Raw genomic sequence first — 25,289 nt, 5'->3', positions numbered from 1 at the left:
GCCGAGACCGTCGTCAGGAGACCTTGGGTGCTCCGGGCCGGGCGTAGCGCATCCACGTGATGGCGATGCACATGACCGCCCACGCGATGCCGATTGCGTAGAACGCCGTCGGCGACATGATCGTGAGGCCGACGCCGAAGAGGAACGGACCGAAGGCCGCGATGGCCGCCGTCCAGCCGATGACGCCACCGGCCTGGCGGCGCTCGAAGATCATCGGCATCTGCTTGAAGGTCGAGGCGTTGCCGATCCCGCTGAAGAGGAAGATCGCGAGCATCCCCCAGAGGAAGCCCTTGAAGTCACCGCGCAGCGCCTCGGCCGAGGACGTGTCGGGAACGAGCGTCGTCATCGTCCAGGCGATCGAGCCGACGAGCCCGATGCCCGAGACGAGGGTCCACCGCGCGCCGCCCATGCGGTCGGTGAGCGGGCTGAACAGCACCCGGGCTCCGGCGCCGACGAGCGGCCCGAGGAAGACGTACTTCACCGGGTCGGGGACCGAGTAGCCGTCGATGAGCAGCTGGGCGCTCGCTCCGGCGCCCTGGACGATGTCGGGGTTGCCGGCGCCGTAGAGGTTCTTCATGAGCAGGCCGAACTGGGCGGACAGGCCGGAGAAGGTGCCGAACGTCATGATGTAGATGAGCGTCATCCACCAGGTGTCCTGGTTCTTGAAGATGTCGAACTGCTGGCGGATGTTGGCCGTGACGGGCACCGACCGGAGCATCGTCCACGCGAGCGCGGCGCCGATGAGGATGAACGGGATGTAGACGAACGCGGCGTTCTGGTACCAGACCTCGGTGGCGGGCTTGCCGGGCAGGCCCTGCATCGACTGCGAGCCGCCGAGGAAGCCGATCATCCCGAAGCCGATGATCCACGGGGTGAGCAGCTGGACGAGGGAGACGCCGAAGTTGCCGATGCCGGCCTGCAGCCCCAGCGCCGTGCCCTGAAGGCGGCGCGGGAAGAAGTAGGACGTGCTCGGCATGAAGCCCGAGAACGCGCCGCCGCCGATGCCGGACAGGAAGGACAGGGCGAGCAGCTCCCAGTAGGGCGTCGTGGGGTCCTGGATCCGGACGGCCCACCCGAGCACCGGGAAGATGAGGAGCAGCGTCGTGAGGGTGACGAGCTTGCGGGTGCCGAGGATCGGCGGCATGACCATCCACAGCAGTCGCATGAGGCCGCCGGCGAGACCGGGCATCGAGGTGAGCCAGTAGAGCTGGCTCTGGGTGAGGTCGAACCCGAGGTTGGTGAGCTTGGGCGCGATGGCGCTCGCGAGGAACCACGAGGCGAAGCACAGGGTGAGCGTGAACGTCGTGATCCAGAGCGTGGTCCACGCGAGCTTCTTGTCCCAGGTCTCCTCGTTCTCGGGGTCCCAGGAGTCCAGCCACTCTCCACCGCGGCGGGTCGTCGTCGTGCTCATGCTCGTGCCTCCTCGGGGACGCGGTGCGGCCCGGTCGTGTCAGTGGGTTCGGTGGGTGCGGCTGCGGCGTCAGCCGTGCGGCTCGGCCGCTCGAGCTCGGTCGCGAGCTCCGGGGACTCCTCGTGGAGCATGTGGACGACGGTCCAGTGCATCCACACGCTGCACGCGGCGGTGAGCAGGAACAGGACGAAGAACGTGCTCGACGGCAGGCCGGACCAACGCTGCCCGTAGGCGAAGAGCGGCGGGAGGAAGAAGCCACCGAGGCCGCCGAGCATCCCGACGAGCCCGCCGACGGCGCCGACGTCCTTGGGGAAGTACTCGGGGATGTGCTTGAAGACGGCGGCCTTGCCCACGCCCATCGCGCAGCCGAGGACGAAGACGGCGATGGCGAAGGGCCAGATGCCGATCTCGTAGGGGAGGACGTTCTTCGGCCCGTCCCGGGTCTCGAGGACGATGTGGCCGCCGGGCATCGACAGGAAGAGCGTGGAGGCCATCATCACGCCGAACGTCCAGTACATCGCGCGCCGCGCACCCCAGCGGTCGGAGAACCAGCCACCGACCGGGCGCAGCAGCGACGCCGGGAAGATGAAGGTCGCGGTGAGCAGGGCCGCCGTGCCGAGGCCCACGTCGAAGTTGTCGACGTAGTACTTCGGCAGCCATGCGGCCAGCGCCACGTAGGCGCCGAAGACCGCGACGTAGTAGAGGCTGAACCGCCACACCCGCAGCCGGCGCAGCGGCTGGAGCTGCTCGCGCAGCGGCCGCCCGCGACCGGGCTTGCGGTCCTCGGCAGGGGTGACGACGAGGACGAGAGCCGCGAGCACGAGGAGGAGGACGGCATACAGGACGGGGACGATGCGCCACCCACCCTGGACGCCGAAGTACGTCGCACCGGCGGTGCCGGTGATGAGCGCCGGGCCGATGAACTTCGTCACCGACGCGCCGACGTTGCCCGCGCCGAAGACCCCGAGCGCGAAGCCCTGCCGCTCACGCGGGGTCCACGCCGAGTTCCACGAGATGCCGGCGCTGAAGGAGTTGCCCGCGAACCCCACGAGGAACGCGAGGACGAGCAGCAGGCCGTAGCTCTCGGCCCGGGACACGAGGTATGCCGGCACGGCCGTGAACGCGAGCATCGCTGCGAAGACCTTGCGACCGCCGATGCGGTCGGTGACCATCCCCGCCGGTAGGCGCCAGAGCGACCCGTTGAGGACCGCCACCGCGCTCAGCCACGAGAGCTGGACGTCGGTGAGGCCGAACTCCTTCCGGATCGGGATGCCGAGGATCCCGAACATCAGCCACACGGCGAACATCACCGTGAACGCCGTCGTCGACATCGTGAGGACCCGGCGCGCGGCCCTCTCGTCACTGAGGCCCCGCGCGGGTCGGTGCTGCTCCGACACGGTCACTCCTTCCACCCTCGTCTGGACGGTAGCGATCGACCGTCGGCATGTCGACGCTAACGACGGGTGCTGATGTGTCGCAGGGCCTTTGGTCCTGACCTGCAACATGTGCGACCGGCCCGCCCGACGGGACCTTGGTCCTTGCCAACCCGGGTGCAGGTTCGGTTGGGTGGGGTGACGAGTCCGTTCCGAGAGCGACGACGCCCTGACGAGGAGAGCCGTGACCACGAGCGAGCAGGCCACCAGCAGCACCGGACTCGACGGGCCCCTGGCGGAGGCCCTCGTCGGCACGCGGCGGTTCTTCACCCGCGGCACGGTCTCGGACGACGGGCGCAGCCTCAGCCTCAAGGGCGGGCGAAGTGGCGACTCCTTCTACCGCGACCGGTGGAGCCACGACAAGGTCGTCCGGTCGACGCACGGGGTCAACTGCACCGGCTCCTGCTCGTGGAAGGTCTACGTCAAGGACGGGATCATCACGTGGGAGGCGCAGCAGACCGACTACCCGTCGGCCGGCGCCGACCGGCCCGACTACGAGCCCCGCGGGTGCCCGCGCGGCGCGGCGTTCTCCTGGTACACCTACTCGCCGACCCGGATCCGCTACCCCTACGTGCGCGGCGTGCTGCTCGGCATGTTCCGGGAGGCCAAGAAGGCCCACGGCGGCGACCCGGTGCTCGCCTGGGCCTCGCTCGTCGAGGACCCGGCGAAGGCCGCGCGCTACAAGGCGGCCCGGGGCAAGGGCGGCCTCGTGCGTGCGTCGTGGGAGGAGGTCGTCGAGCTCGTCGCCGCTGCCCACGTCCACACGGTGAAGGCCCACGGCCCCGACCGCATCGCCGGCTTCTCACCGATCCCCGCCATGTCGCCGGTGTCCTACGCGTCCGGCGCCCGCTTCCTCGAGCTCGTCGGCGCGCCGATGCTGTCGTTCTACGACTGGTACGCCGACCTGCCCAACGCCTCACCGCAGATGTTCGGCGACCAGACCGACGTGCCGGAGTCCGGTGACTGGTGGGACGCGGCATACCTCTTCATGTGGGGCTCGAACGTGCCCCTGACCCGCACGCCCGACGCGCACTGGATGGCCGAGGCGCGCTACCGCGGGCAGAAGGTCATCGCGGTCGCGCCCGACTACGCCGAGAACGTCAAGTTCGCCGACGAGTGGGTCACCCTCGGCCCCGGGACCGACGGGGCCCTCGCGATGGCGATGGGTCACGTGCTCCTCAAGGAGTTCTTCGTCGACCGGCTCGAGCCGTTCTTCGCCGACTACAACAAGCAGTACACCGACCTCGCCAACCTCGTCGTGCTCGTGCCGGGGGAGCGCGGCGACGGTGGTGACGGTGCCTATCGTCCGGGCAAGTACCTCGTCGCCGGCGACGTCGAGGGCGGGCCGAAGTCCGACTCCGAGAACGCCATGTGGAAGCCGGCCGTCATCGACGCGCGAACCGGCGAGCTCACCGTGCTCAACGGGTCGATCGGCGACCGGTTCGGCGACGAGGGCGTCGGGAAGTGGAACCTCGAGCTCGGTGACACCGACCCGCTGCTCACCCTCCACGGCACGACCGACGAGGCGGTCGAGGTCGAGCTGCCGCGCTTCGACGGTGCCGACGGCAAGGTCGCCCACGAGGTGCGCGGCGTGCCCGTCCGGCGCATCGGCGACCGCCTCGTCACGACCGTGCTCGACCTCCTCCTCGCGCAGTACGGCGTGGCCCGCGACGGGTTGCCCGGCACGTGGCCGACCGGCTACGACGACCCCTCCGTCCCGGCGACCCCGGCGTGGCAGGAACAGCACACCGGCGTGCCGGCCGCGCAGGTGGAGCGGCTCGCGCGGGAGTGGGGGCAGAACGCCGTCGACACCCAGGGTCGCGGGATGATCCTGCTCGGCGCCGGGACGAACCACTGGTTCCACAGCGACCAGATCTACCGCGCGATCCTCCTGCTCACGACGATCACCGGCTGCCAGGGACGCAACGGCGGCGGCTGGGCCCACTACGTCGGCCAGGAGAAGATCCGGCCGATCATGGGCTTCCAGCACATGGCCTTCGCGCTCGACTGGCAGCGCCCGCCGCGCCACATGAACCAGACGGCCTACTGGTACGTCCACACGTCGCAGTACCGCTACGACACGTTCTCGGCCGACGACCTCGACTCGGGCACAGGGGTGTTCGCCGGCAAGAGCGTCATGGACCTGCTGTCGCAGTCGGTGCGGCTCGGTTGGACGCCGAGCTACCCGACCTTCGACCGGAGCTCGCTCGACATCGCCGACGACGCGGCGGCCGCGGGCATGGAGGCACCGGCCTACGTCGCGCAGGAGCTCAAGGAGGGGCGCCTCAAGTTCGCCGTTGACGACCCCGAGTCCGGGAGCAACCACCCGCGGGTGCTCTCGCTCTGGCGCTCGAACCTCCTCGGCAGCTCGGCCAAGGGCAACGAGTACTTCCTGCGCCACCTGCTCGGCACCGACAGTGCGGCGACGGCGACCGAGGCGGGCCCCGAGCACCGGCCGCAGGGCATCGAGTGGCCGGACAAGGCTCTCGAGGGCAAGCTCGACCTGCTGCTCACGCTCGACTTCCGGATGACGAGCTCGACGATCCTCTCCGACGTCGTGCTTCCCGCCGCCACCTGGTACGAGAAGCACGACCTCTCGACCACCGACATGCATCCCTTCATCCACTCGTTCAACCCGGCGATCAGCCCGCCGTGGCAGACGAAGTCGGACTGGGAGACGTGGAAGGAGATCGCGAAGAAGTTCAGCGAGCTCGCCGTCGACCACCTCGGCACCCGCAAGGATGTCATCGCCAAGCCGCTCTGGCACGACACCCCAGAAGCGATGGCCACGGTCCACGGCGTCGTCAAGGACTGGAGGGCCGGTGAGTGCGAGCCGGTGCCGGGCAGGACGATGCCGGTCATCGCCGTCGCCGAGCGCGACTACACGGCCGTCTTCGACAAGATGACGAGCATCGGCCCGCTGCTGGAGAAGGTCGGCATGCTCACCAAGGGCGTCGCCTACGACGTCAAGCGGGAGGTCGAGATCCTCCGCCAGCGCAACGGCATACGGCGTGGTGGTGCCGGTGACGGACAGCCCAAGGTCGAGACCGACATCCAGATGGCCGACGCGATGCTGCACCTCGCGGGCGTCTCGAACGGCCACCTCGCGACGCAAGGCTTCCGCTTCCTCGAGAAGCGGACCGGCACGCAGCTCGCCGACCTCGCCGCCGAGCACGAGGGCAAGCAGATCACCTTCGCCGACACCCAGGTCGCGCCCGTGCCGGTCATCACGAGCCCGGAGTGGTCGGGATCCGAGTCCGGTGGGCGGCGCTACAGCCCGTTCACGATCAACATCGAGCGGCACAAGCCCTTCCACACCCTCACCGGACGCCAGCAGTTCTACGTCGACCACGACTGGTTCCTCGGCATGGGGGAGGCGCTGCCGGTCTACCGGCCACCGCTCGACATGACGCGGCTCTTCGGCGAGGCGCCCATCGGCGAGCTGAGCCGGGCGGAGGGGCAGGGCGTCGCCGTCTCGGTCCGCTACCTCACGCCGCACAACAAGTGGTCGATCCACTCGGAGTACCAGGACAACCTCTTCATGCTCGCCCTCTCGCGCGGCGGGCAGTCGGTGTGGATGTCCGACGTCGACGCCGCGAAGGTCGGCATCGAGGACAACGACTGGATCGAGATGGTCAACCGCAACGGCGTCGTCGCCGCGCGGGCCATCGTCAGCCACCGGATGCCCGAGGGGACGGTCTACATGCACCACGCCCAGGACCGGCTCATCGACGTGCCGCTCACCGAGCGCGACCGCAAGCGGGGCGGGATCCACAACAGCCTCACCCGGATCCTGCTCAAGCCGAACCACATCGTCGGCGGCTACGCGCAGCTGTCCTACTTCTTCAACTACATCGGCCCGATCGGCAACAACCGCGACGAGGTCACGACCATCCGCAAGCGGACCGCGAAGGTGGAGTACTGATGGCACCCCACGAAGTTCTACGCTCATTCTTCGCTCCGATACTTCGCGAGGACCCCCGAAAGGCGGCAACCCGATGAAGGTCATGGCGCAGATGGCGATGGTGATGAACCTCGACAAGTGCATCGGGTGCCACACCTGCTCGGTGACGTGCAAGCAGGCGTGGACCAACCGCTCGGGCATGGAGTACGTCTGGTTCAACAACGTCGAGACCCGACCCGGCCTCGGCTACCCGCGTGGCTACCAGGACCAGGACAAGTGGAAGGGCGGCTGGACCCTCACCCAGGGCGGCCGGCTCACCCTGCGCGCCGGCGGCCGGCTCACCAAGCTGCTCAACATCTTCAGCAACCCGAAGATGCCGGCGCTGAGCGACTACTACGAGCCGTGGACCTACGACTACGAGACGCTGCTCACCGCCCCGGCGGGCAAGACGTTCCCCGTCGCCCGCCCGCACTCGCTCATCTCCGGCAAGCCGGTCAACATCGAGTGGTCGGCGAACTGGGACGACGACCTCGGCGGCAGCGGCAAGCACGCCGCCAAGGACCCGATGATCAAGGGCATCGAGGACAAGGTGAAGCTCGCCTTCGACGACACCTTCATGTTCTACCTGCCCCGCATCTGCGAGCACTGCCTCAACCCGTCGTGTGCGGCGTCGTGCCCGAGCGGCGCGATCTACAAGCGCGAGGAGGACGGCATCGTCCTCGTCGACCAGGACAAGTGCCGGGGCTGGCGCATGTGCGTCACGGGCTGCCCCTACAAGAAGGTCTACTTCAACCACAAGACCGGCAAGGCCGAGAAGTGCACCTTCTGCTACCCCCGCGTCGAGGTCGGCATCCCCACGGTGTGCGCCGAGACGTGCGTCGGACGGCTGCGCTACATCGGCCTCATGCTCTACGACGCCGACCGCGTCCTCGAGGCCGCCTCGACCCCGGACGACCACGACCTCTACGAGGCGCAGCGCTCGGTCTTCCTCGACCCCTTCGACCCGGAGGTGCAGCGCGAGGCCGAGCGGGCCGGCATACCGGGCGACTGGATCGAGGCGGCGAAGCGCTCGCCGGTCAACGCCCTCATCAACACCTACAAGGTCGCGCTGCCGCTCCACCCGGAGTACCGCACGATGCCGATGGTCTGGTACATCCCGCCGCTGTCGCCGGTCGTCGACGCCCTCAAGGACACCGGGCACGACGCCGAGGACGAGGACAACCTCTTCGCGGCCATCGACACGCTGCGGATCCCCGTCGAGTACCTCGCCAACCTCTTCACCGCCGGTGACACCAGGCCCGTCGACGCGGTGCTGCGCAAGCTCGCGGCGATGCGCTCCTACATGCGCGACATCAACCTCGGCCGGGACCCGCAGGCGCACATCCCCGAGGCGGTCGGCATGAGCGAGGAGCAGATGTACGACATGTTCCGGCTGCTCGCCATCGCGAAGTACGAGGACCGCTACGTCATCCCGACCGCGCACGCCGAGGAGGCGCACGGGCTCGAGGAGCTCGCGACCGACTGCCCGGTGACCTCCTACGACGACGAGCTGCTCGACGTCTCCGGACCCTTCGGCGAGGGCTCGGGCCGCGGCAACGTCACGCCGGTCGCGGTCGAGAACTTCCACATGCTGCAGCAGCGCCAGACGTCGGAGACGCTCGTCGGCGGTGGAACCTCGAAGGGCCGGGTCAACCTCCTCAACTGGGACGGCAAGGGTGCGCCTGACGGGCTCTTCCCCGAGGGTCGTGCCGACCGGACGCAGGACGACGCCCCCGACGAGGAGGTGCGGTCGTGATGCCGTGGCGCCGGCACCGCCGGTCCTCCTCTCGCCTCTCGGCGGCCGACCAGGCCACGGCGTGGCAGGTCGTCTCACTGTTGCTCGACCACCCCGACGAGACCCTCGTCGAGCGGGTGCCCATGCTCACCGATGCGATCGCCGGACTTCCCGACGACGTCCGTATGCCGTTGTCCCGCTTCCTCGCTCGCCTCTCGAGCGCTGCCCTCGGAGAGCTCCAACGCGACTACGTCGACACGTTCGACGTGACCCGTCGGTGCTGCCTGCACCTCACCTACTACCTGCACGGCGACACCCGCAACCGCGGAGCCGCGCTCGTCCGGATCAAGCAGGACTACCGCCGGGCCGGCGGCGTCCTCGTCGACGAGGACGCCGAGCTGCCGGACCACCTGTGCGTCGTCCTCGAGTTCGGCGCAGGCGTCGACGCCGACGTCGCGTGGCGCATCCTCAACGACCACCGGGTCGGCATCGAGCTGCTCCGGGTCGCGCTCGCCGACCGCGACTCGCCGTGGCTCGACGTCGTCGACGCGCTCCGCAGGACCCTGCCGGCCCTCGAGGGCGACGACCACGAGGCGCTCGAGCGGCTCATCGCCCAGGGCCCGCCCACCGAGCTCGTCGGGCTGAGCACCGAGCTCGACGCGCCCTACGCGACGCCGTCGAGCCTCGACGAAGCCGCGCCCGCCGGACCCCCACACTCCGGAGCCTCGCACGCCGGACCCACGCCCGTCACGATCGGAGGCCCTCGGTGAGCACGTTCCTCTGGGTGATCTTCCCCTACATCTGCCTCGCGGTCTTCGTCGTCGGGCACGTCTGGCGCTACCGCTACGACAAGTTCGGCTGGACCACCCGCAGCTCGCAGCTCTACGAGAGCAGGCTCCTGCGCATCGGCAGCCCGCTCTTCCACTTCGGCATGCTCGGCGTCGTCATGGGTCACGTGCTCGGGCTGCTCCTGCCCCAGGACTGGACCGACGCCGTCGGCCTGAGCCACGAGGCCTACCACGTCATCGCGCTGGCCGGCGGAATCCCCGCCGGCATCGCGGCGGTCGTCGGGCTGGCCATCCTCGTCTACCGCCGTCGGACCGTCGGCCCGGTCTTCTCCGCGACGACGGTCAACGACAAGGTCATGTATGCCGTGCTCGGCACCGTCATCGTCCTCGGCATGTGGAACACCGTGGCAGGCAGCCTCTTCACCATCGGCGGGGAGTACAACTACCGTGACGGCGTCTCGCCGTGGTTCCGCCAGATCTTCTGGTTCCAGCCCGACGCGAGCCTCATGGAGTCGGCACCGGTCGGCTTCAAGCTGCACGCCTTCCTCGCGTTCCTCCTCATCGCCATGTGGCCGTTCACGCGTCTCGTGCATGTCTTCTCGGCGCCGATCGGCTACTTCACGCGGCCCTACGTCGTCTACCGCAGCCGCGACGAGCGACCCGGCCGGGGAGCGGGCACCCGCGCCCAGAAGCGCGGGTGGGAGAAGGTGCAGTAGGACGGCCGCCCGTTTGCACATCACTCCGCGCGGGCACAGGGTGGGAGGAACGCCACCGACTCTCGAGGAGGAGCCATGCCGCAGGGCAAGAGCGGTTCGAAGGACCCCGGACCGAGCATCAAGGACCCCGAGCTCTACGAGAAGCTGCGCGACGACGGTGCGAGCAAGGAGAAGGCCGCCCGCATCTCCAACGCCGCGGCGGCCACCTCACGCTCCGAGATGGGCGAGCGCGGCGGGTCCGCCGAGGACTACGAGGACCGCACCGTCGAGGAGCTGCGCGACCGGGCCAAGGAGCTCGACATCGAGGGTCGCGCGTCGATGAGCAAGGACGAGCTCATCGACGCCCTGCGCAACCACTAGGTCCGCGCGTCAGCCACTCCTGCGCCCGTCGATGACCTCGCGGAGGAGGTCGGCGTGCCCGAGGTGCTGGGCGTACTCCTCGACGAGGTGGACGACGATGTCGCGGACGTTGATCCGGCCGTGGTGGTCGGCGTCGACGACCGCTCCCATGTCGTCGTGCGCGGCGAGCCAGCCCTCGGCGAACGCGACCTCGGCGCGCCAGGCGGACCAGGCCTCGTCGACGCACTCCTGGCTGCCGACGGCGCCGTTCCAGTCGTCGTCGTTGCCGCGCGGCCCCCAGAGCCGCTCCGGGTCGCCGCCGTCGAGCCAGCGACGGAACCACACCCGCTCGACCTCGGCGAGGTGGCGCACCATGCCGAGCAGCGACATCGTCGACGGCGGCACCGAGCGCAGAGCGAGCTGCTCGGGTGTGAGCCCCTCGCAGGCCGCGACGAACATCTCGCGCCGGCTGCGGAGGTAGTCCGCGTAGTTGTCCCTCTCACCCAGCAGCTCACCCATGCCTGACATCGTGGTGTCCATGACCGACAGCGGCAACCGAGTTGACGACGTCGGGGTCGGTCCCTGGGACGGGGCGTGGCCCGACGACGAGCGGCTCGACCCCGACCTGCTGCGCGAGGGCGACCGGCGCAACGTCGTCGACGCCTACCGCTACTGGCGCCACGAGGCGATCGTCGCCGACCTCGACACGCGGCGGCACGACTTCCACGTCGCGATCGAGAACTGGGAGCACGACTTCAACATCGGCTCGGTCGTCCGGACCGCCAACGCGATGGGCGCCGCCGCCTTCCACATCGTCGGCCGCCGTCGGTGGAACCGCAGAGGTGCCATGGTCACCGATCGTTACCAGCACGAGCACCACCACGCCACGCCCGGCGAGCTGGCCTCGTGGGCGCGGGCGCACGGCATACGGCTCATCGGGATCGACAACCTGCCCGGGAGCCGCGCACTCGAGACCTACGACCTGCCGCGCAAAGCCATGCTCGTCTTCGGGCAGGAGGGGCCGGGGTTGTCGGAGGCGATGCGCGCCGAGTGCGAGGCGACGCTGCACATCGAGCAGTTCGGGTCGACGCGCTCGATCAACGCTGGGGCGGCGGCGGCCATCGCGATGCACGCCTGGGTGCGGCGCCACGTCTTCGACCAAAGCGTCGGCGACGCCGCGACCACGGGGGCACACTGACGGGATGGCCCACGAGTCCGCCGCCGAGCAGAAGGCACTCATCGGTGGAGTCTTCGAGCGGGCGGCGGCGACCTACGACCAGGTCGGGGTCGAGTTCTTCGGACCTGCCGCGCGAGCTCTCGTGGGGGCGACCCGGCCCACTGCCGGCGAGCGCGTCCTCGACGTCGGCTGTGGCCGTGGCGCGAGCGCGCTGCTGGCCGCGCGGGCCGTCGGGCCGACCGGTGCCGTGACGGCGACGGACATCGCTCCGACGATGGTGGCCGGGCTCCGCTCCGAGGCCGCCGACCTCCCGTGGCTCACCGCGGAGGTGGGTGACGCTGCTGACCCGCCGCCGGGTCCCTGGGACGTCGTGCAGGCCGGACTCGTCCTCTTCTTCCTGCCGGACCTCGGCGCGGCCCTGGACGTCCACCGCGCGGGGCTCTCGCCGTCGGGCCGGCTCGGGTTCACGTGGTTCGGTGCGGCCGACGACTCGTGGGCCGACATCCACGGCACCGTGGTGCAGGCGCTCCCCGAGAAGGAGCGACCTCCGATCACGGTGGCCCGGGAGGGGGACTTCGCCTCGGTGGAGCGGCTCGAGGCGGTGCTGCGCGAGCACGGCTTCGGCCGGGTCGCCACGGAGGAGCACCGGATCACCGTCACCCTCCCGGCGGCGCAGGCGTGGTGGGACTGGGTCTGGTCGCAGGGGTTCCGCGTCGTCCTCGAGGCGCACGAGCGGCTCGGCACCCTCGAGGCGGTCCGCGAGCAGGTCCAGCCGATGCTCGAGGACCGTCAGCGCGAAGGCCGGCTGTCGTGGTGGACCGATGTCCGGGTGACCCTCGCGCGTCCGTGACCTAGGCTGTCCCATCCCCCCAACACACCCCTGAGCTCAGGAGAGGCGACAGCGTCATGCCCACTCATGAGGAGCTCACCCGCGAGCGCGCCCACCTCGCGAACGCGCGCGCCGAGCTGGCCCGGATGCGCGAGCGGACCCTCGCCCTCGACATCCAGGGCGGTGACGCCGTCTCGTCCGAGCGGCTCGCCGAGACGCTGTGGCGTCGCGCCCGCTCGCTCGAGGACGACCCCACGACCGCGCTCTTCTTCGGGCGCGTCGACCTCGACACCGACGAGCGCTGGTACATCGGCCGACGGCACGTCACCGACGACCTCGGCGACCCGCTCGTCATCGACTGGCGCGCGCCGGTGTCGACGACCTTCTACCGCGCCTCCCACACCGACCCGCTCGGCGTGCGGCTGCGGCGCCGGTTCGGCTACGACCACGGCCGGATCACCGCGATGGAGGACGAGCACCTCCTCGACGAGACCGAGCCGGACGCGACGTCGCAGATCCTCGCGACCGAGATCGAGCGGCCCCGCGTCGGGCCCATGCGCGACATCGTCGCGACGATCCAGCCCGAGCAGGACGCCCTCGTCCGGGTCGACGCGACGACGACCGTCTGCATCCAGGGAGCGCCCGGCACCGGCAAGACCGCGGTCGGGCTCCACCGCGCGGCATGGCTGCTCTATGCGTTCCGCGAGCGGCTGAGCCGCAGCGGCGTCCTCGTCGTCGGACCCAACGAGGCCTTCCTCGACCACATCGGGGCCGTGCTCCCGACCCTCGGCGAGGTCGAGGTCAAGCACACGAGCATCGAGGCGCTCACGGCGTCGGTGCCGGTCCGGGCGGCCGAGCCCACCGAGGTCGCCCGGCTCAAGGGTGACGCCCGCATGGCGCAGGTGCTCCACCGCGCCGTGTGGTCGCACCTCGTGCCGCCGAGCGAGGCGATGGTCGTCCCGCGCGGGTCACGCCGGTGGCGCGTGCCGGCATACGACATCGCTCCGCTCGTCGACGGTCTCGCGGCGCGCGACGTGCGCTACGAGGCGGCGCGCCAGCTCCTGCCGCAGCGGCTCGCCCACGCCGTCCTCGTGCGGATGGAGGCGCTGGGGGAGTACCCCGACGACCGTGTCCAGGACGCCGTCGCGCGCAGCGCGCCGGTCAAGGCGTATGCCGGCTCGATCTGGCCCAAGGTCGAACCCCGCGCGCTGCTGCACCGGCTCCTCTCCGACGCGGACGCGCTCGCGGCGGCAGCCGACGGGGTCCTGTCGGCCGACGAGCAGAGCCGCCTGCTGTGGCAGAAGCCCTCTCGCACAGCGGGATCGGCGAAGTGGACACTCGCGGACACGTGGCTGCTCGACGAGCTCGGCGACCTGCTCAACCGGACGCCGAGCCTCGGCCACGTCGTCCTCGACGAGGCGCAGGACCTCTCGCCGATGCAGCTGCGCGCCGTCGGCCGACGCTGCTCGACCGGCGCGGCCACGGTGCTCGGCGACATCGCGCAGGGCACGACCCCGTGGTCGACGGCGTCGTGGTCGGAGACGCTGGCCCACCTCGGCAAGCCCGAGGGGGTCGTCTCCGAGCTGCGTCGCGGGTTCCGCGTGCCCGCGAGCGTCATCGAGTTCGCGGCGCGGCTGCTGCCCACCGCGGCCCCGGGGCTCGCCGCACCCGAGTCGGTCCGCGCAAACCCCGGGCTGCTCGACCTCGTCGAGGTCGCCGCCGACGGGAACCTTGTCGCCACCGCTGTCGCGCACGTCGACCGGCTGCGTGCCCTCGAGGGCAGCATCGGGGCGATCGTGCCGGATGCCCGCGTCGCCGAGGTCTCGGCTGCGCTGTCCGCGGCGGGCATCGAGCACGGCACCCTCGGCGCCGACCACGGCGACGTTGACCACCAGGTCGACGTCGTGCCGGCGACGGTCGCCAAGGGTCTCGAGTTCGACCACGTGCTCGTCCTCGAGCCGGCCGAGGTGGCCGAGGCCGAGCCCGACGAGCGCACCGGTCTGCGCCGCCTCTACGTCGTGCTCACCCGTGCGGTCTCCGACCTCACGGTCGTCCACGCCCGGCCGCTGCCCGCGCCGCTGGCCGAGCGCCCGACCGACCCCCCGGCCTGAGGAGCAGCAGCCCGACGGCGGCGACCGTGAGCACTGGCCACCACCAGTGCACGCCGTCCTCGGCCACGACTCCTTGCGCCGCCATGAGGCCGAGCCCGCCGCAGGCAACCGCGGTGACGAGCACCGGCAGCCAGACCGGTGGCGGCGGGGAGTCGTCGGCGCGGGGCGTCTCGAAGCGGCCCAGCGCGGCGACCGCGCCGGCCGTGACGATGCCGAGGAGCGCCCACCACAGCGGCCGGGTCAGCCACCAGCCGGCGCTCACCGGCTCGATGCCGAGGCCGGGGCCGCCGAGCAGCAGGAGGGCCCCGATGACGAGCACCATCGCGGTGAGGTGCCACAGGTAGAGCGTCATGATGCGTGTGTTGACGAGGACCGTCGCGGTCCAGGCGCGCGGGCGGCTCATCCACCGCGCGAGCAGCGGCTCGAGGGCGAGGACGAGCCCGGCCTGGAGCAGGCCGAGCGTCAGCATCGTCACGCGCGTCGGGTAGGAGTTGTTCACCGCAGCACCGTCGAGCCCGATCATCGACACCGGATAGGGGCCGAGGCCGACGAGCGCGAGCGTCGCGGTCCCGCCGACCGCGGCGAGGAGCAGCCGCCGACCCGTGCCGGCGAGCCGCCCGTCGAGCCACGCGTAGCCGAGCTGGGAGACGGTGGCCCACACGACGACGTAGTTGGCGAACCCGACGAGGAGGAGGTCGGCGCCGATCGACACGAGGTCGACGAGCCCTCCGAGCGCCAGCCCGGCGGCGACGGACGCCCACCCGAACCGCTCCCACAGCCACAGGGTCGCCGGCGCGAGGGCGCACACGACGACGTAGGCCGCGAGGAACCACGTGGGCACGAGGGCCACCTGCGAGGCCGTGCGCAGCGTGCCCGCCGGGACGCCCGCCTCCCACGCCACAGCTGTCGCCGCCAGCCAGAGCAGCAGCAACGGGACGACCGGGACGAGGAGGCGACGCAGCCGCGAGCGGAGCCACCCGGCATACGGGAGGTTCCGTCGGCGGGCCGAGCGCCACGAGAGCGCGTTCGCGTAGCCGCCCACGACGAAGAACACCGGCATGACCTGGAAGACCCAGGTGAGCGGGTGCGTCCACGGCGCGAGCCCGAGCAGGTGGCCCATGACGAGCTCGTCGTCGCGGACCTGCACGGCGGCCATGAGCCAGTGGCCGAGGACGACGACGAGGATCGCCCCGGCCCGCAGCAGGTCGACGACCCGGTTGCGTTCGGCGGGGGTGGCGCGGGCGAGGTCGCGCACGGTGGAGAGGTCCATGGGGACAGCGTGGCGGGTGCATGCCTTCCCGCGCGTGAGTACGACGACCCAGCCCGGCACGACCCGGTTGTCGATCCGGGTGTGGTTCGCTCGTCACGAGGGTGGAGGTCGCACCCGCGGCCACACCGAACCGACCGGAGGAGACCCGATGAGTCGCCACCTGCTGCTGCTGCCCGCGCCCGAGGCGGAGTGGGCACAGCTCCCGCCCGAGGAGCACGAGAAGGGAATGCGCTCGCACGAGCAGTTCCACGAGGACCTCGCGTCCGGCGGGCACACCCTGCTGATGACGAGCCCGCTCACCCCCTCGGCCGAGGCGACCTCGATGCGCCCCGACGGGTCCGGGGGAGCGCTCGTCACCGATGGGCCCTTCACCGAGTCCGCCGAGCAGGTCGTCGGCTTCTACCTCGTCGAGACCGACGACGAGGCCGACCTCCGCCGCATCTGCACCGAGTTCGCATCTCGCGGCGAGCTCCTCGAGTTCCGCACCCTGGTCCAGTGAGGCGCTACCTTTTCCTCCTCGCCTACGAGCCCGGCGGCTGGGAGGCGGCCGGACCCGAGGAGCGGCAGGCCTACGTCGACGGCCACGACGCCTTCCACCGGTTCGTCGACGAGCGCGGACGCCGCATCTCCGGTGCTCCGCTCGCCGACGCCGACACGGCGACGACGGTCCGCCACCTCGACGGCCGGCGCGTCCTCACCGACGGACCGTTCGCCGAGACGACCGAGATGATCGGTGGCTACTACGACGTCGAGCTGCCCGACCTCGACGTCGCCATCGAGGCCGCCTCCCTCCTCCCACCCGCGTATGCCGTGGAGATCCGTTCCGTCGTCGAGCTCGACGCTGCCGGGAACCAGGTCGGGTGACGCCCCTCGAGCGCGTCGTGCGCGAGGAGTGGGGCCGGCTCGTGGCCCTGCTCCTCGCGCAGTTCCGCCGGCTCGACCTCGTCGAGGACGCGCTGGCGGAGGCGGTCGCGACCGCGCAGGCGAGATGGACGCAGGAGTCGACGCCCGCCAACCCCGGCGGCTGGCTCATGACCGCCGCCCGACGCCGCATCCTCGACCGGCTGCGGGCCGAGGCGATGGCCGCTCGCAAGCAACCGCTGCTCACCGTCGAGGCCGAACGCCGGCCGAAGGAGGGAGTCATGGTCGACGACGGGTCCGTGGTCGACGACGACCTGCTGCGGCTCGTCCTCATGTGCGCCCACCCCTCGCTCTCACCGGAGAGTGCGAGCGCGCTGTCGCTGCGCCTCGTCATGGGCATCTCGACGGCCGACATCGCCCGGCTCTTCCTCGTGCCCGAGGCGACGATGGCCGCCCGCATCACCCGGGCCAAGAAGAAGGTCGTCGCGGCCGGCATCCCCTTCGCCATCCCCGGGACCGACGCGATCGGCGAGCGGCTCGACGTCGTCGCGCACACGGCATACCTCGCGTTCACGGCCGGCTACGCGCCCGGGAGCGGGCCGGACCTCGTCCGGGCCGAGCTGGCCGGCGAGGCGATCCGTCTCGCGCGCGTGACGATGGGGCTTCGGCCGAGCGACACGCTCGCCCACCTCGTCGTCCTCACGACGCTCCAGCACTCCCGACGCGACGCACGCGTCGGCCCCGACGGATCGCTCGTCCTCCTCGCCGACCAGGACCGGGCGCTGTGGCACCACGACGAGGTCGCCGACGCGCTCGCGCTTCTCGCGCGGCTCGAGTCACGCCCCGAGCCCACGTCGCCGCTCGCCCGCAGCTACCGCCTCCAGGCGCTCATCGCGGCCGAGCACGCGAGCGCGCCGACCGCCGCCGACACCCGCTGGGACCACATCGCCGACCTGTATGCCGTGCTCGAGCGGCTCTCCCCGTCACCGGCCGTGCGGGTCGCGCGGGCTGTCGCCGTCGCGGAGGCCGAGGGGCCGCGGGCCGGGCTCGCGCTGCTCGACGGGGTCGAGATGGCGGGCCACCGGCTGCCCGCCGTGCGCGGCGAGCTGCTCGCCCGGGCCGGTGACACCGAGGCGGCCCGAGAGAGCCTCGCCGAGGCGATCGGGCTGTGCGACAACGAGATCGAGCGGCGCCACATGGAGCGTCGACGCGAGGAGCTCACGGGCTGAGCACGGAGTTACCGGCCGGTGTCTGGGCACGGTGTTGCCACCACGACCCTGCGTGGAAAGATCGGAAGCGATCCGGCTTCGCCACTGACGAGGAGACCCCATGCCCATCGCAACTCCCGAGATCTACGCCGACATGCTCGACCGGGCCAAGACCGGCTCGTTCGCCTACCCGGCCATCAACATCACCTCGAGCCAGACCGTGACGGCGGCGATCCGCGGGTTCGCCGAGGCGGGCAGCGACGGCATCATCCAGGTCTCCACCGGTGGTGGCGAGTACGCCTCGGGCTCGACGATCAAGGACATGGTCACCGGCGCCAAGGCGCTCGCGGCCTACGCCGAGGAGGTCGCGAAGAACTACCCCGTCAACATCGCCCTCCACACCGACCACTGCCCCAAGGACAAGCTCGACGGCTTCGTGCGCCCGCTCCTCGCGGCCAGCGCCGAGCGCGTGAAGTCCGGTGGCCTGCCGATCTTCCAGAGCCACATGTGGGACGGCTCGGCCGTGCCGCTCGAGGAGAACCTCCAGATCGCCGAGGACCTGCTCGCGGCGTGCAAGGCCGCCAACGTCATCCTCGAGATCGAGGTCGGCGTCGTCGGTGGCGAGGAGGACGGCGTCGCCAACGAGATCAACGAGCAGCTCTACACGACCCCCGAGGACGCGGTCGCCACGATCAAGGCGCTCGGCGCGGGCGAGAAGGGTCGCTACCTCACGGCGCTCACCTTCGGCAACGTCCACGGCGTCTACAAGCCGGGCAACGTCAAGCTGCGCCCCGAGATCCTCAAGGCCGCCCAGGAGGCCGCCGCCGGCGAGCTCGGCCAGGGCGCCGATGCACGCCCCTTCGACCTCGTCTTCCACGGTGGCTCGGGCTCGACCGCCGAGGAGATCGCCGCGGCCGTCGACTTCGGCGTCGTCAAGATGAACGTCGACACGGACACCCAGTACGCCTTCACCCGGCCGGTCGCCGAGTGGATGCTGCGCAACTTCGACGGCGTCCTCAAGATCGACGGCGAGGTGGGCAACAAGAAGCAGTACGACCCGCGCGCGTGGGGCAAGGAGGCCGAGGCGGCGATGGCACGCCGGGTCGTCGAGGCCTGCGAGAACCTCCGCTCCGCCGGCACCCACCAGGCCTGAGGCGCGAGTCGTGAGCGACAACCTGCTCGGCATCCCCGAGACCCGGCTCCCGGTCGACCCCGCGGCGCGGCTCCTCGACGAGGGCGTCGCCGCGGACCAGGTCGCCGCGGCCAACCCGACGTCGTCCCTGGCGTGGGCGACCCTCGCCGAGGACGCCCTCGCCGACGGTCGCACCGTCGAGGGCTACGCCTACGCCCGCACGGGCTACCACCGGGCGCTGGACGCGCTCCGCCGCAACGGCTGGCGAGGCCAGGGGCCGGTCCCGTGGGAGCACGAGCCCAACCGCGGGTTCCTCCGCTCGCTCGCCGTCCTGTCGCGGGCGGCCGGGCTCATCGGCGAGACCGACGAGGAGCGGCGCTGCGCCGACTTCCTGCGCGACTCCTCGACGACCGGGGCGCGCGAGCTGGGGCTCTGAGGCCCGTCCCGGGTTCGGCGGTGCCGATCGCGGGCGACTGCGACCACCCGCCCGATCGCGCATGAAGAGAAGGGCTCGGACCTCAGGTCCGAGCCCTTCTCCAGCCCCTGCCAGGGAGCACCGCGCCGAAGCGCGAACACGTCCGCGTGTCCCCTGCCACGACGGTCGTGCGCGCCCATCATGCGCCATGTCACACCGAATCTGCGACACTTAGATGCCAATGGCAGCATCCTGCCATTCCGTCGAGCAGGAGGAGCCCGTCATGGCGCTGACCTCAGACAACGTCGCCTCGCCGGCCCGGCTCCTCGAGGAGTACTTCGACCGCGAGCAGTCCCGGATCGAGGAACGGCTGCGCGACCTCGGCCAGATCCGCGACCTCGTCGGACGGCTCACCCAGGGCACCTCGACGGCCTCGACGCCCGGTGTCGAGCCGATCAGCGAGGAGATGGCGCCGACCGTCGTCCAGCGGCTCATCCACGAGTCGAGCGGGGTCCTGCGCAACCTCGTCATGGTCGTCGACGCCGGCCCCGCACTCGACGACACGACGATGCGCGACAACCAGCAGTGGATCGCCGCCGGCAACGTCCAGCGCACGATCTATCCCGCCCACGCCCTCGACACCCCGCAGGGGCTGCAGTGGCTCCGGTCGTGGTCGACCGTCGGCGAGGAGCAGCGGCTCCTGCCCGAGGTCGGCTCCGAGTACGCCGTCTTCGGCGACGTCGGCGCCGTGGGCCTGCGGCGGTGGGGCGACGTCTCCTCCGGCTACGTCCTCATCCGCGACCCCCTGCTCATCTCCACCCTCGCGGCCTACTTCGACCTCGCGTGGGAGCACGCCCACGCCGTGCCGTATGCCGCCGGGGCAGCCGGCGACGCCCGTCTCGTCGAGCTCTTGGGCATGGGCCTCAAGGACGAGGCGATCGCCCGCTTCCTCGGGGTCGGGCTTCGCACGGTGCGTCGGCGGATCGCCGCCCTCATGTCGATCCACGGCGTCGACACCCGCTTCCAGCTCGGTGCCGCGCTCGCGGCCTCGCACCCGGCAGCATCGGTGGGCGGACGGCATACCCGATAGGCTGGGGCACACCGGAGGCCCGTCGCGAACGCCACGCGCCGGGCCTCGCGCATGTCACGCACGCGCGGCACCGCCGCGCAGGAGAGGACTGACCAGATGCCGGCAATCGTGCTCGTCGGAGCCCAGTGGGGCGACGAAGGCAAGGGCAAGGCCACCGACCTCATGGGCGAGGACGTCGACTACGTCGTCAAGTTCAACGGGGGCAACAACGCCGGCCACACGGTCGTCATCGAGAAGGACGGGGCGCTCGAGAAGTACGCCCTCCACCTCCTGCCCTCGGGCATCCTCACGCCGACCGTCACGCCGATCATCGGCAACGGCGTCGTCGTCGACCTCGAGGTGCTCTTCGAGGAGCTCGACGGGCTCGAGGAGCGCGGCGTCGACACGAGCAAGCTGCTCGTCAGCGCCAACGCGCACGTCATCGCGCCCTACAACCGCACCCTCGACAAGGTCACCGAGCGCTTCCTCGGCAAGCGCAAGATCGGGACGACCGGCCGCGGTATCGGCCCGACCTACGCCGACAAGATGAACCGCGTCGGCATCCGCATCCAGGACCTCTTCGACGAGGGGATCCTGCGCCAGAAGGTCGAGGCCGCGCTCGAGCTCAAGAACCAGGTGCTCGTCAAGATCTACAACACCCGCGCCGCCGAGGCCGACCGCGTCGTCGAGGAGCTGCTCTCGTATGCCGACCGGCTGCGTCCCATGGTCGCCGACACCGCGCTCGTGCTCGAGCAGGCCCTCAACGAGGGCAAGAACGTCCTCCTCGAGGCGGGCCAGGCCACGCTGCTCGACGTCGACCACGGCACCTACCCGTTCGTGACGTCGTCGTCGGCGACCGCGGGCGGCGCCTGCACCGGCTCGGGCATCCCGCCGACCCGGGTCTCGCGGGTCATCGCGATCCTCAAGGCCTACACGACGCGCGTGGGCGAGGGCCCGTTCCCGACCGAGCTCGACGACGACAACGGCGAGTTCCTGCGCAAGACCGGCGCCGAGTACGGCACGACGACCGGCCGCCCGCGCCGCTGCGGCTGGCTCGACGTCGTCATCGGCCGCTACGCCACCCGCATCAACGGCGTCACCGACTTCGTCATCACCAAGCTCGACGTCCTCACCGGGCTCGAGAAGGTCCCGGTCTGCGTGGCCTACGACGTCGACGGCGTCCGGCACGACGAGATGCCGGTGGGGCAGACCGACTTCCACCACGCGAAGCCCATCTACGAGGAGCTCGACGGCTGGTGGGAGGACATCTCCGGCTGCCGCACCTTCGAGGAGCTCCCGGCGAACGCGCAGGCCTACGTGCTGCGCGTCGAGGAGCTCATCGGAGCCCGCGTGTCGGCGATCGGCGTCGGCCCCGGCCGCCACGAGATCATCGAGCGCCACGCCCTCCTCGACTGACCCCTTCGCGACTTATTGCCCGTTTGCGACACGTCGGAGCGGGCTTCGCCCGAGCGGACGTGTCGCAAACGGGCAATAAGTCGGGGGTTCAGCTCGGGCGGAGCACCGTCATGCGGTGCGCGGCTCGGGTGAGGACGACGTAGAGCACGCGCACCCCGCCCGGTGACTCCTCGACGATTGCGTCCGGGTCGAGCACGACGGTCGCGTCCCACTCGAGGCCCTTGGTCGAGAGCGGGTCGATGACCTGCACGCGGCCGTCGCCGACCCCGTCGAGGTGGGCCACCCGGTCCGCCCAGCGCGCCGGCACGATGACCGCGATGGAGCCCTCGACCTCGCCGAGCAGGTCGTCGACCGCACGCTCCACGGCATCGACCGGCGACCCGTCGACGGTGACGTCCACGGGGTCGATCCCGGTCTCGCGCACCGCTGCCGGGATGTCGGCGTCGGGCACGAGCGGCAGGATGACGTCGCGGGCGTAGTCGAAGATCTCACGGGCGTTGCGGTAGTTCGTGTCCATGTGGAAGCCGCGCACCTCGTGGGTGCCGTAGGCCTCCACCCGTGCGCTCCGGGCCTCCTCGAGATCGCCCCACGACGCCTGCGCGGCATCGCCCACGACGGTCCACGACGCGTTGCGGCCGCGCCGGGCGAGCGTGCGCCACTGCATCGGTGACAGGTCCTGGGCCTCGTCGACGAGGACGTGGGCCGACCCGGACGCCCGGTCGATCCGTCCGTGGAGCAGGCGCCCGCGGGCGTCCGCGGGCGTCACGACGCTGCGCGTCGACGTCTCACCCGCGCGGCGGTCGACCCCGGCGTGCACGTCGAGCACGCCGTAGGACGAGAGGTCGTCGAACTCCTCGATGTCATAGAACCCACGCTCCTCGGCCTCGGGCTCCTGGACCTGACCGAGCCGCGCCGAGAGGTCGTCGATGAGGGCGACGTCGGCGACCGACCACGTGCCGAGCTCGAGCGCCTCGCGCATGGAGTGGGCGAGCGCGGCCGCCTCCTCCTGGTCGAGGACCCCGCGGGCGAGCGCGTAGGCGTGATCGGTGTCGGCGAGGGTGAGCAGCACCTCGCGCGGGTCGAGCTGTCGCCACCACGACGCGACGAACTCGTCGATGTCGCGCGAGGAGTCGAAGGCGTCGAAGAACTCGTCGCGGTCACCCTGGCGGACCGACCGCCACGCCTCCTGCGCGAGCTCCTCGCGGGCGTGCTTCGTCGCGAGGTTGTGCTGCCCGGAGCGCAGCACCTGGCGCCGGATGCGGTGCAGGACAGGCTCGTCGAGCCGCACGGCGTGGCCGTTGACGAAGACGCGCAGCTGCGACGGCGCACCCTGCGGCGGGCGCGAGGCGGCGCGCGACAGCACCCGTCGGATCCGCAGCGAGCCCTTGACCGCGGCGACCTCGGGGCTGTCCAGCCGCGTTGCCGTCACCCCGTCGACGAGGTCGCCGAGCGCGCGCAGCGCGACGCTGTCCTCGCCGAGCGAGGGCAGAACACGCTCGATGTATGCCGTGTAGGCCGCCGAGGGGCCGACTACGAGGATGCCGCCGGACTCGAAGCGGCGACGCTCCGAGTAGAGGAGGTAGGCCGCGCGGTGCAGGGCGACGACCGTCTTGCCCGTGCCCGGACCGCCGGTGATCTCGGTGACGCCGCGGGAGGGGGCGCGGATGGCCTCGTCCTGGTGCCGCTGGATCGTCGCCACGATGTCGCGCATCTGCCGGCCGCGGCTGCGGGTGAGGGCGGCGATGAGGGCGCCGTCACCGACGACGACGATGTCGTCGGGCGCCTCGGGCACCATGAGGTCGTCCTCGACCCCGATGACGGTCGCGCCCTTGCAGCGCAGGACCCGGCGACGCAGGACGCCCATGGGGTCGACCGGGGTCGCGCGGTAGAAGGCCGACGCCGCCGGGGCCCGCCAGTCGATGACGAGCGGTTCGTAGTCGTCGTCGCGCACACCGAGCCGGCCGATGTGCCGCACGTCTCGCTCGGCGGCCGGGGTGTCGACCGAGCCGAGGTCGAGCCGTCCGAAGACGAGCCCTTCGTACTGCTTCTCGATCGCGGAACGGCGCCTCGCGGCGGCATACACGAGGGCGTCGCGCTCGAAGAGCCCGGTGAGCTCCTCGTCGCGGACGTCACCGGTGCGGCTCGTGCGGCCGCGGGCGAGGCCGTCGGCCTCGACGTCGGCGGCGCGGGCACCGGCCTTCTCGAGCTCGGCGTAGACGCGGTCGACGTGCGCCTGCTCGAACGCGATCTCGCGGGCGACGTCCGCCGAGGTGTCGGGCGCACCGGGGCGCGTGCTCGTCACTGTCGAGGCCCTCCCTGCAGAGTGACGTGGGGTGTGGGGTGCGCGGGACGCACGGAAGGAACGAGTCTACGCGCGCGCGGACCCCGGCGAGGACGCCCCGCGGACAACGGACACGGACGCCCTCAGATGAGCCCCCGCCGCCCGGCGATCGCCCCCGCCTGGAAGCGGGTCGTCGCCCCGAGCTCGACCATGATCGCCCGGACGCGGCGCTCGACGGTCCGCTGCGAGATGTCGAGCTGGCGCGCCATCGTGAGGTCGCTCGCCCCGGCGGCGAGCAGGGCCATGATCTGGGTGTCGCGCTCGGTGAGCCGTGCGACCGACAGCGACCGTGGCGTGCGGGGGAGGGGCGTCGCGAGCGCGAAGAGCCCGAGGCACATGTCCATGAGCGCACTGGCGAGCTGGCGCTGCTGGACCTGCAGCGAGCCGCCACCGGAGTCGATGTGGGTGATGTCGATGAGCGCCGAGGTGCGGTCGACGGCGAGGACCGAGAAGGCGAGGTGCGGCGTGAGGCGCACGTCGATCCCGTCGGCCCGCATCGCCTCGAGCGCCGCGAACGCCCCCCGCACCTCGAGGATCGACTGCTCGAAGACGACCTGCCGCTGCAGCCCCGGGCTCGCGACGCCGCTGTGGGCGATGGCGATCGACTCGGGGTGCGAGATGACGAGCTCGTCCATCCGCGGGCTGCGGGCGAAGAGGCGCACGCAGCGGGTCTCGGCCCGCCGGGCCAACCGGTAGTAGGCCGCCTCGACGTCCTCGACGGTGTCGAGGATCGCGACGTCGCGGCTGGCCGTGGAGCCGCGGACCCCGGCCCGCGCCTCGTTGTACATGTGGGTGAGCCCCTCGACCGCCGAGCGGGTCGTGCGCGCCTGCCGCTCGAGGTCTGCGGCCCAGGCGGGCAGCGTCGTGTCCGGCGGGAAGACCTCGATGAGATCCGGGCGCGAGGCGTTGACCATCCCGCGGGACTCGAGGTTGGCCAGCGCCGCCGTGATCTCCGCCTCGGTGAGGCCCTCGCGCAACAGCGCGCTGCGCCGCGGCGACGGGTCGCGGAGCAGGACGAGGTAGACACGGGTCGTCAGCTCGTCGATGGCGAGGCGGGTGGCGGGGTCGCTCACCGGCCCAGACTATGGCGGCTTC

General features: G+C 71.3%; 21 protein-coding genes. 15 read left to right on the top strand and 6 right to left on the bottom strand.

The window, feature by feature from the left end; all coding sequences use genetic code 11:
- Nucleotides 1–13: 13 nt before the first annotated feature.
- Both N798_RS01235 and N798_RS01230 read right to left on the bottom strand, forming a co-directional pair.
- Nucleotides 14–1,411 carry an MFS transporter gene (locus tag N798_RS01235; RefSeq protein ID WP_035945513.1) on the bottom strand — a complete coding sequence of 466 codons (1,398 nt, stop codon included), beginning with the start codon at nucleotides 1,409–1,411 and terminating at the stop codon, nucleotides 14–16.
- Complete coding sequence (locus N798_RS01230; RefSeq protein WP_229708508.1) at nucleotides 1,408–2,808, bottom strand: MFS transporter; 1,401 nt, start codon at nucleotides 2,806–2,808, stop codon at nucleotides 1,408–1,410. The genes N798_RS01235 and N798_RS01230 overlap by 4 nt, the downstream gene beginning before the upstream one ends.
- A gap of 220 nt (nucleotides 2,809–3,028) precedes the next feature.
- Here N798_RS01230 and N798_RS01225 point away from each other — a divergent pair, with 220 nt between their 5' ends.
- From N798_RS01225 to N798_RS01205, 5 genes are all read left to right on the top strand, one after another.
- Nucleotides 3,029–6,769: a nitrate reductase subunit alpha gene (locus tag N798_RS01225; protein WP_035945512.1), complete on the top strand. Its 3,741-nt coding sequence runs from the start codon at nucleotides 3,029–3,031 to the stop codon at nucleotides 6,767–6,769.
- 73 nt (nucleotides 6,770–6,842) lie between these two features.
- Nucleotides 6,843–8,543 carry a nitrate reductase subunit beta gene (narH, locus tag N798_RS01220; RefSeq protein WP_052116786.1) on the top strand — a complete coding sequence of 567 codons (1,701 nt, stop codon included), beginning with the start codon at nucleotides 6,843–6,845 and terminating at the stop codon, nucleotides 8,541–8,543.
- The gene (gene narJ / locus N798_RS01215) at nucleotides 8,543–9,292 is read left to right on the top strand and encodes a nitrate reductase molybdenum cofactor assembly chaperone (protein WP_084099993.1); all 750 of its coding nucleotides are present in this window, start codon (nucleotides 8,543–8,545) and stop codon (nucleotides 9,290–9,292) included. Before narH ends, narJ begins: the two co-directional genes overlap by 1 nt.
- Complete coding sequence (narI, locus tag N798_RS01210) at nucleotides 9,289–10,026, top strand: respiratory nitrate reductase subunit gamma (RefSeq protein ID WP_035945511.1); 738 nt, start codon at nucleotides 9,289–9,291, stop codon at nucleotides 10,024–10,026. The genes narJ and narI overlap by 4 nt, the downstream gene beginning before the upstream one ends.
- Before the next feature lie 75 nt (nucleotides 10,027–10,101).
- The gene (locus N798_RS01205) at nucleotides 10,102–10,386 is read left to right on the top strand and encodes a DUF7218 family protein (protein ID WP_035945509.1); all 285 of its coding nucleotides are present in this window, start codon (nucleotides 10,102–10,104) and stop codon (nucleotides 10,384–10,386) included.
- A 9-nt stretch (nucleotides 10,387–10,395) separates the two neighbouring features.
- Here N798_RS01205 and N798_RS01200 read toward each other — a convergent pair whose 3' ends face one another.
- Nucleotides 10,396–10,884 (bottom strand): DinB family protein, encoded by a 489-nt coding sequence (locus N798_RS01200; RefSeq protein ID WP_229708510.1) that lies wholly within the window; start codon nucleotides 10,882–10,884, stop codon nucleotides 10,396–10,398.
- Between N798_RS01200 and N798_RS01195 the strand changes: the two genes are divergently transcribed.
- The 3 genes from N798_RS01195 to N798_RS01185 are packed head-to-tail and all read left to right on the top strand — an operon-like array spanning nucleotide 10,883 to nucleotide 14,482.
- A complete protein-coding gene (locus N798_RS01195) occupies nucleotides 10,883–11,563 on the top strand; it encodes a TrmH family RNA methyltransferase (RefSeq protein WP_035945507.1) in 681 nt (226 codons plus the stop codon). The two genes, N798_RS01200 and N798_RS01195, sit on opposite strands and share 2 nt — an antisense overlap.
- A gap of 4 nt (nucleotides 11,564–11,567) precedes the next feature.
- A complete protein-coding gene (locus N798_RS01190) occupies nucleotides 11,568–12,392 on the top strand; it encodes a class I SAM-dependent methyltransferase (protein WP_052116785.1) in 825 nt (274 codons plus the stop codon).
- A 56-nt stretch (nucleotides 12,393–12,448) separates the two neighbouring features.
- Nucleotides 12,449–14,482, top strand: coding sequence for a HelD family protein (locus tag N798_RS01185; protein ID WP_035945506.1), 2,034 nt, complete (start codon nucleotides 12,449–12,451; stop codon nucleotides 14,480–14,482).
- Here the strand turns inward: N798_RS01185 and N798_RS01180 are convergent.
- On the bottom strand, nucleotides 14,415–15,752 hold the full coding sequence (locus N798_RS01180; protein ID WP_052116784.1) for an acyltransferase family protein: 1,338 nt from the start codon (nucleotides 15,750–15,752) through the stop codon (nucleotides 14,415–14,417). The two genes, N798_RS01185 and N798_RS01180, sit on opposite strands and share 68 nt — an antisense overlap.
- A gap of 148 nt (nucleotides 15,753–15,900) precedes the next feature.
- On the opposite strand from N798_RS01180, the gene N798_RS18290 reads away from it, so the two are divergent.
- The 7 genes from N798_RS18290 (at nucleotide 15,901) to N798_RS01145 (ending at nucleotide 21,853) form a co-directional block, all read left to right on the top strand.
- The gene (locus N798_RS18290; protein WP_052116783.1) at nucleotides 15,901–16,251 is read left to right on the top strand and encodes a YciI family protein; all 351 of its coding nucleotides are present in this window, start codon (nucleotides 15,901–15,903) and stop codon (nucleotides 16,249–16,251) included.
- Nucleotides 16,248–16,616 (top strand): YciI family protein, encoded by a 369-nt coding sequence (locus N798_RS01170; RefSeq protein ID WP_035945505.1) that lies wholly within the window; start codon nucleotides 16,248–16,250, stop codon nucleotides 16,614–16,616. Before N798_RS18290 ends, N798_RS01170 begins: the two co-directional genes overlap by 4 nt.
- Nucleotides 16,613–17,842 (top strand): RNA polymerase sigma factor, encoded by a 1,230-nt coding sequence (locus N798_RS01165; protein ID WP_035945503.1) that lies wholly within the window; start codon nucleotides 16,613–16,615, stop codon nucleotides 17,840–17,842. The genes N798_RS01170 and N798_RS01165 overlap by 4 nt, the downstream gene beginning before the upstream one ends.
- 100 nt (nucleotides 17,843–17,942) lie before the next feature.
- Nucleotides 17,943–18,974 (top strand): class II fructose-bisphosphate aldolase, encoded by a 1,032-nt coding sequence (gene fbaA / locus N798_RS01160; RefSeq protein ID WP_035945501.1) that lies wholly within the window; start codon nucleotides 17,943–17,945, stop codon nucleotides 18,972–18,974.
- A gap of 10 nt (nucleotides 18,975–18,984) precedes the next feature.
- The gene (locus N798_RS01155) at nucleotides 18,985–19,389 is read left to right on the top strand and encodes a DUF3151 domain-containing protein (RefSeq protein WP_035945500.1); all 405 of its coding nucleotides are present in this window, start codon (nucleotides 18,985–18,987) and stop codon (nucleotides 19,387–19,389) included.
- Between the two features lie 262 nt (nucleotides 19,390–19,651).
- The gene (locus N798_RS01150) at nucleotides 19,652–20,458 is read left to right on the top strand and encodes a helix-turn-helix domain-containing protein (RefSeq protein WP_035945499.1); all 807 of its coding nucleotides are present in this window, start codon (nucleotides 19,652–19,654) and stop codon (nucleotides 20,456–20,458) included.
- Between the two features lie 96 nt (nucleotides 20,459–20,554).
- On the top strand, nucleotides 20,555–21,853 hold the full coding sequence (locus tag N798_RS01145; protein ID WP_035945498.1) for an adenylosuccinate synthase: 1,299 nt from the start codon (nucleotides 20,555–20,557) through the stop codon (nucleotides 21,851–21,853).
- A gap of 88 nt (nucleotides 21,854–21,941) precedes the next feature.
- Here the strand turns inward: N798_RS01145 and N798_RS01140 are convergent, their stop codons facing one another.
- On the bottom strand, nucleotides 21,942–24,155 hold the full coding sequence (locus N798_RS01140; protein WP_035945495.1) for a HelD family protein: 2,214 nt from the start codon (nucleotides 24,153–24,155) through the stop codon (nucleotides 21,942–21,944).
- 122 nt (nucleotides 24,156–24,277) lie between these two features.
- Nucleotides 24,278–25,267: a helix-turn-helix transcriptional regulator gene (locus N798_RS01135; RefSeq protein WP_035945494.1), complete on the bottom strand. Its 990-nt coding sequence runs from the start codon at nucleotides 25,265–25,267 to the stop codon at nucleotides 24,278–24,280.
- Nucleotides 25,268–25,289 lie beyond the last annotated feature (22 nt).

Origin of the sequence: Knoellia flava TL1, from assembly GCF_000768675.1 — a bacterium.
Lineage (GTDB): Bacteria > Actinomycetota > Actinomycetes > Actinomycetales > Dermatophilaceae > Knoellia > Knoellia flava.
The sequence above is the reverse complement of the archived record's forward strand: the minus strand, read 5'-3'. Positions and strand labels throughout refer to the sequence as shown.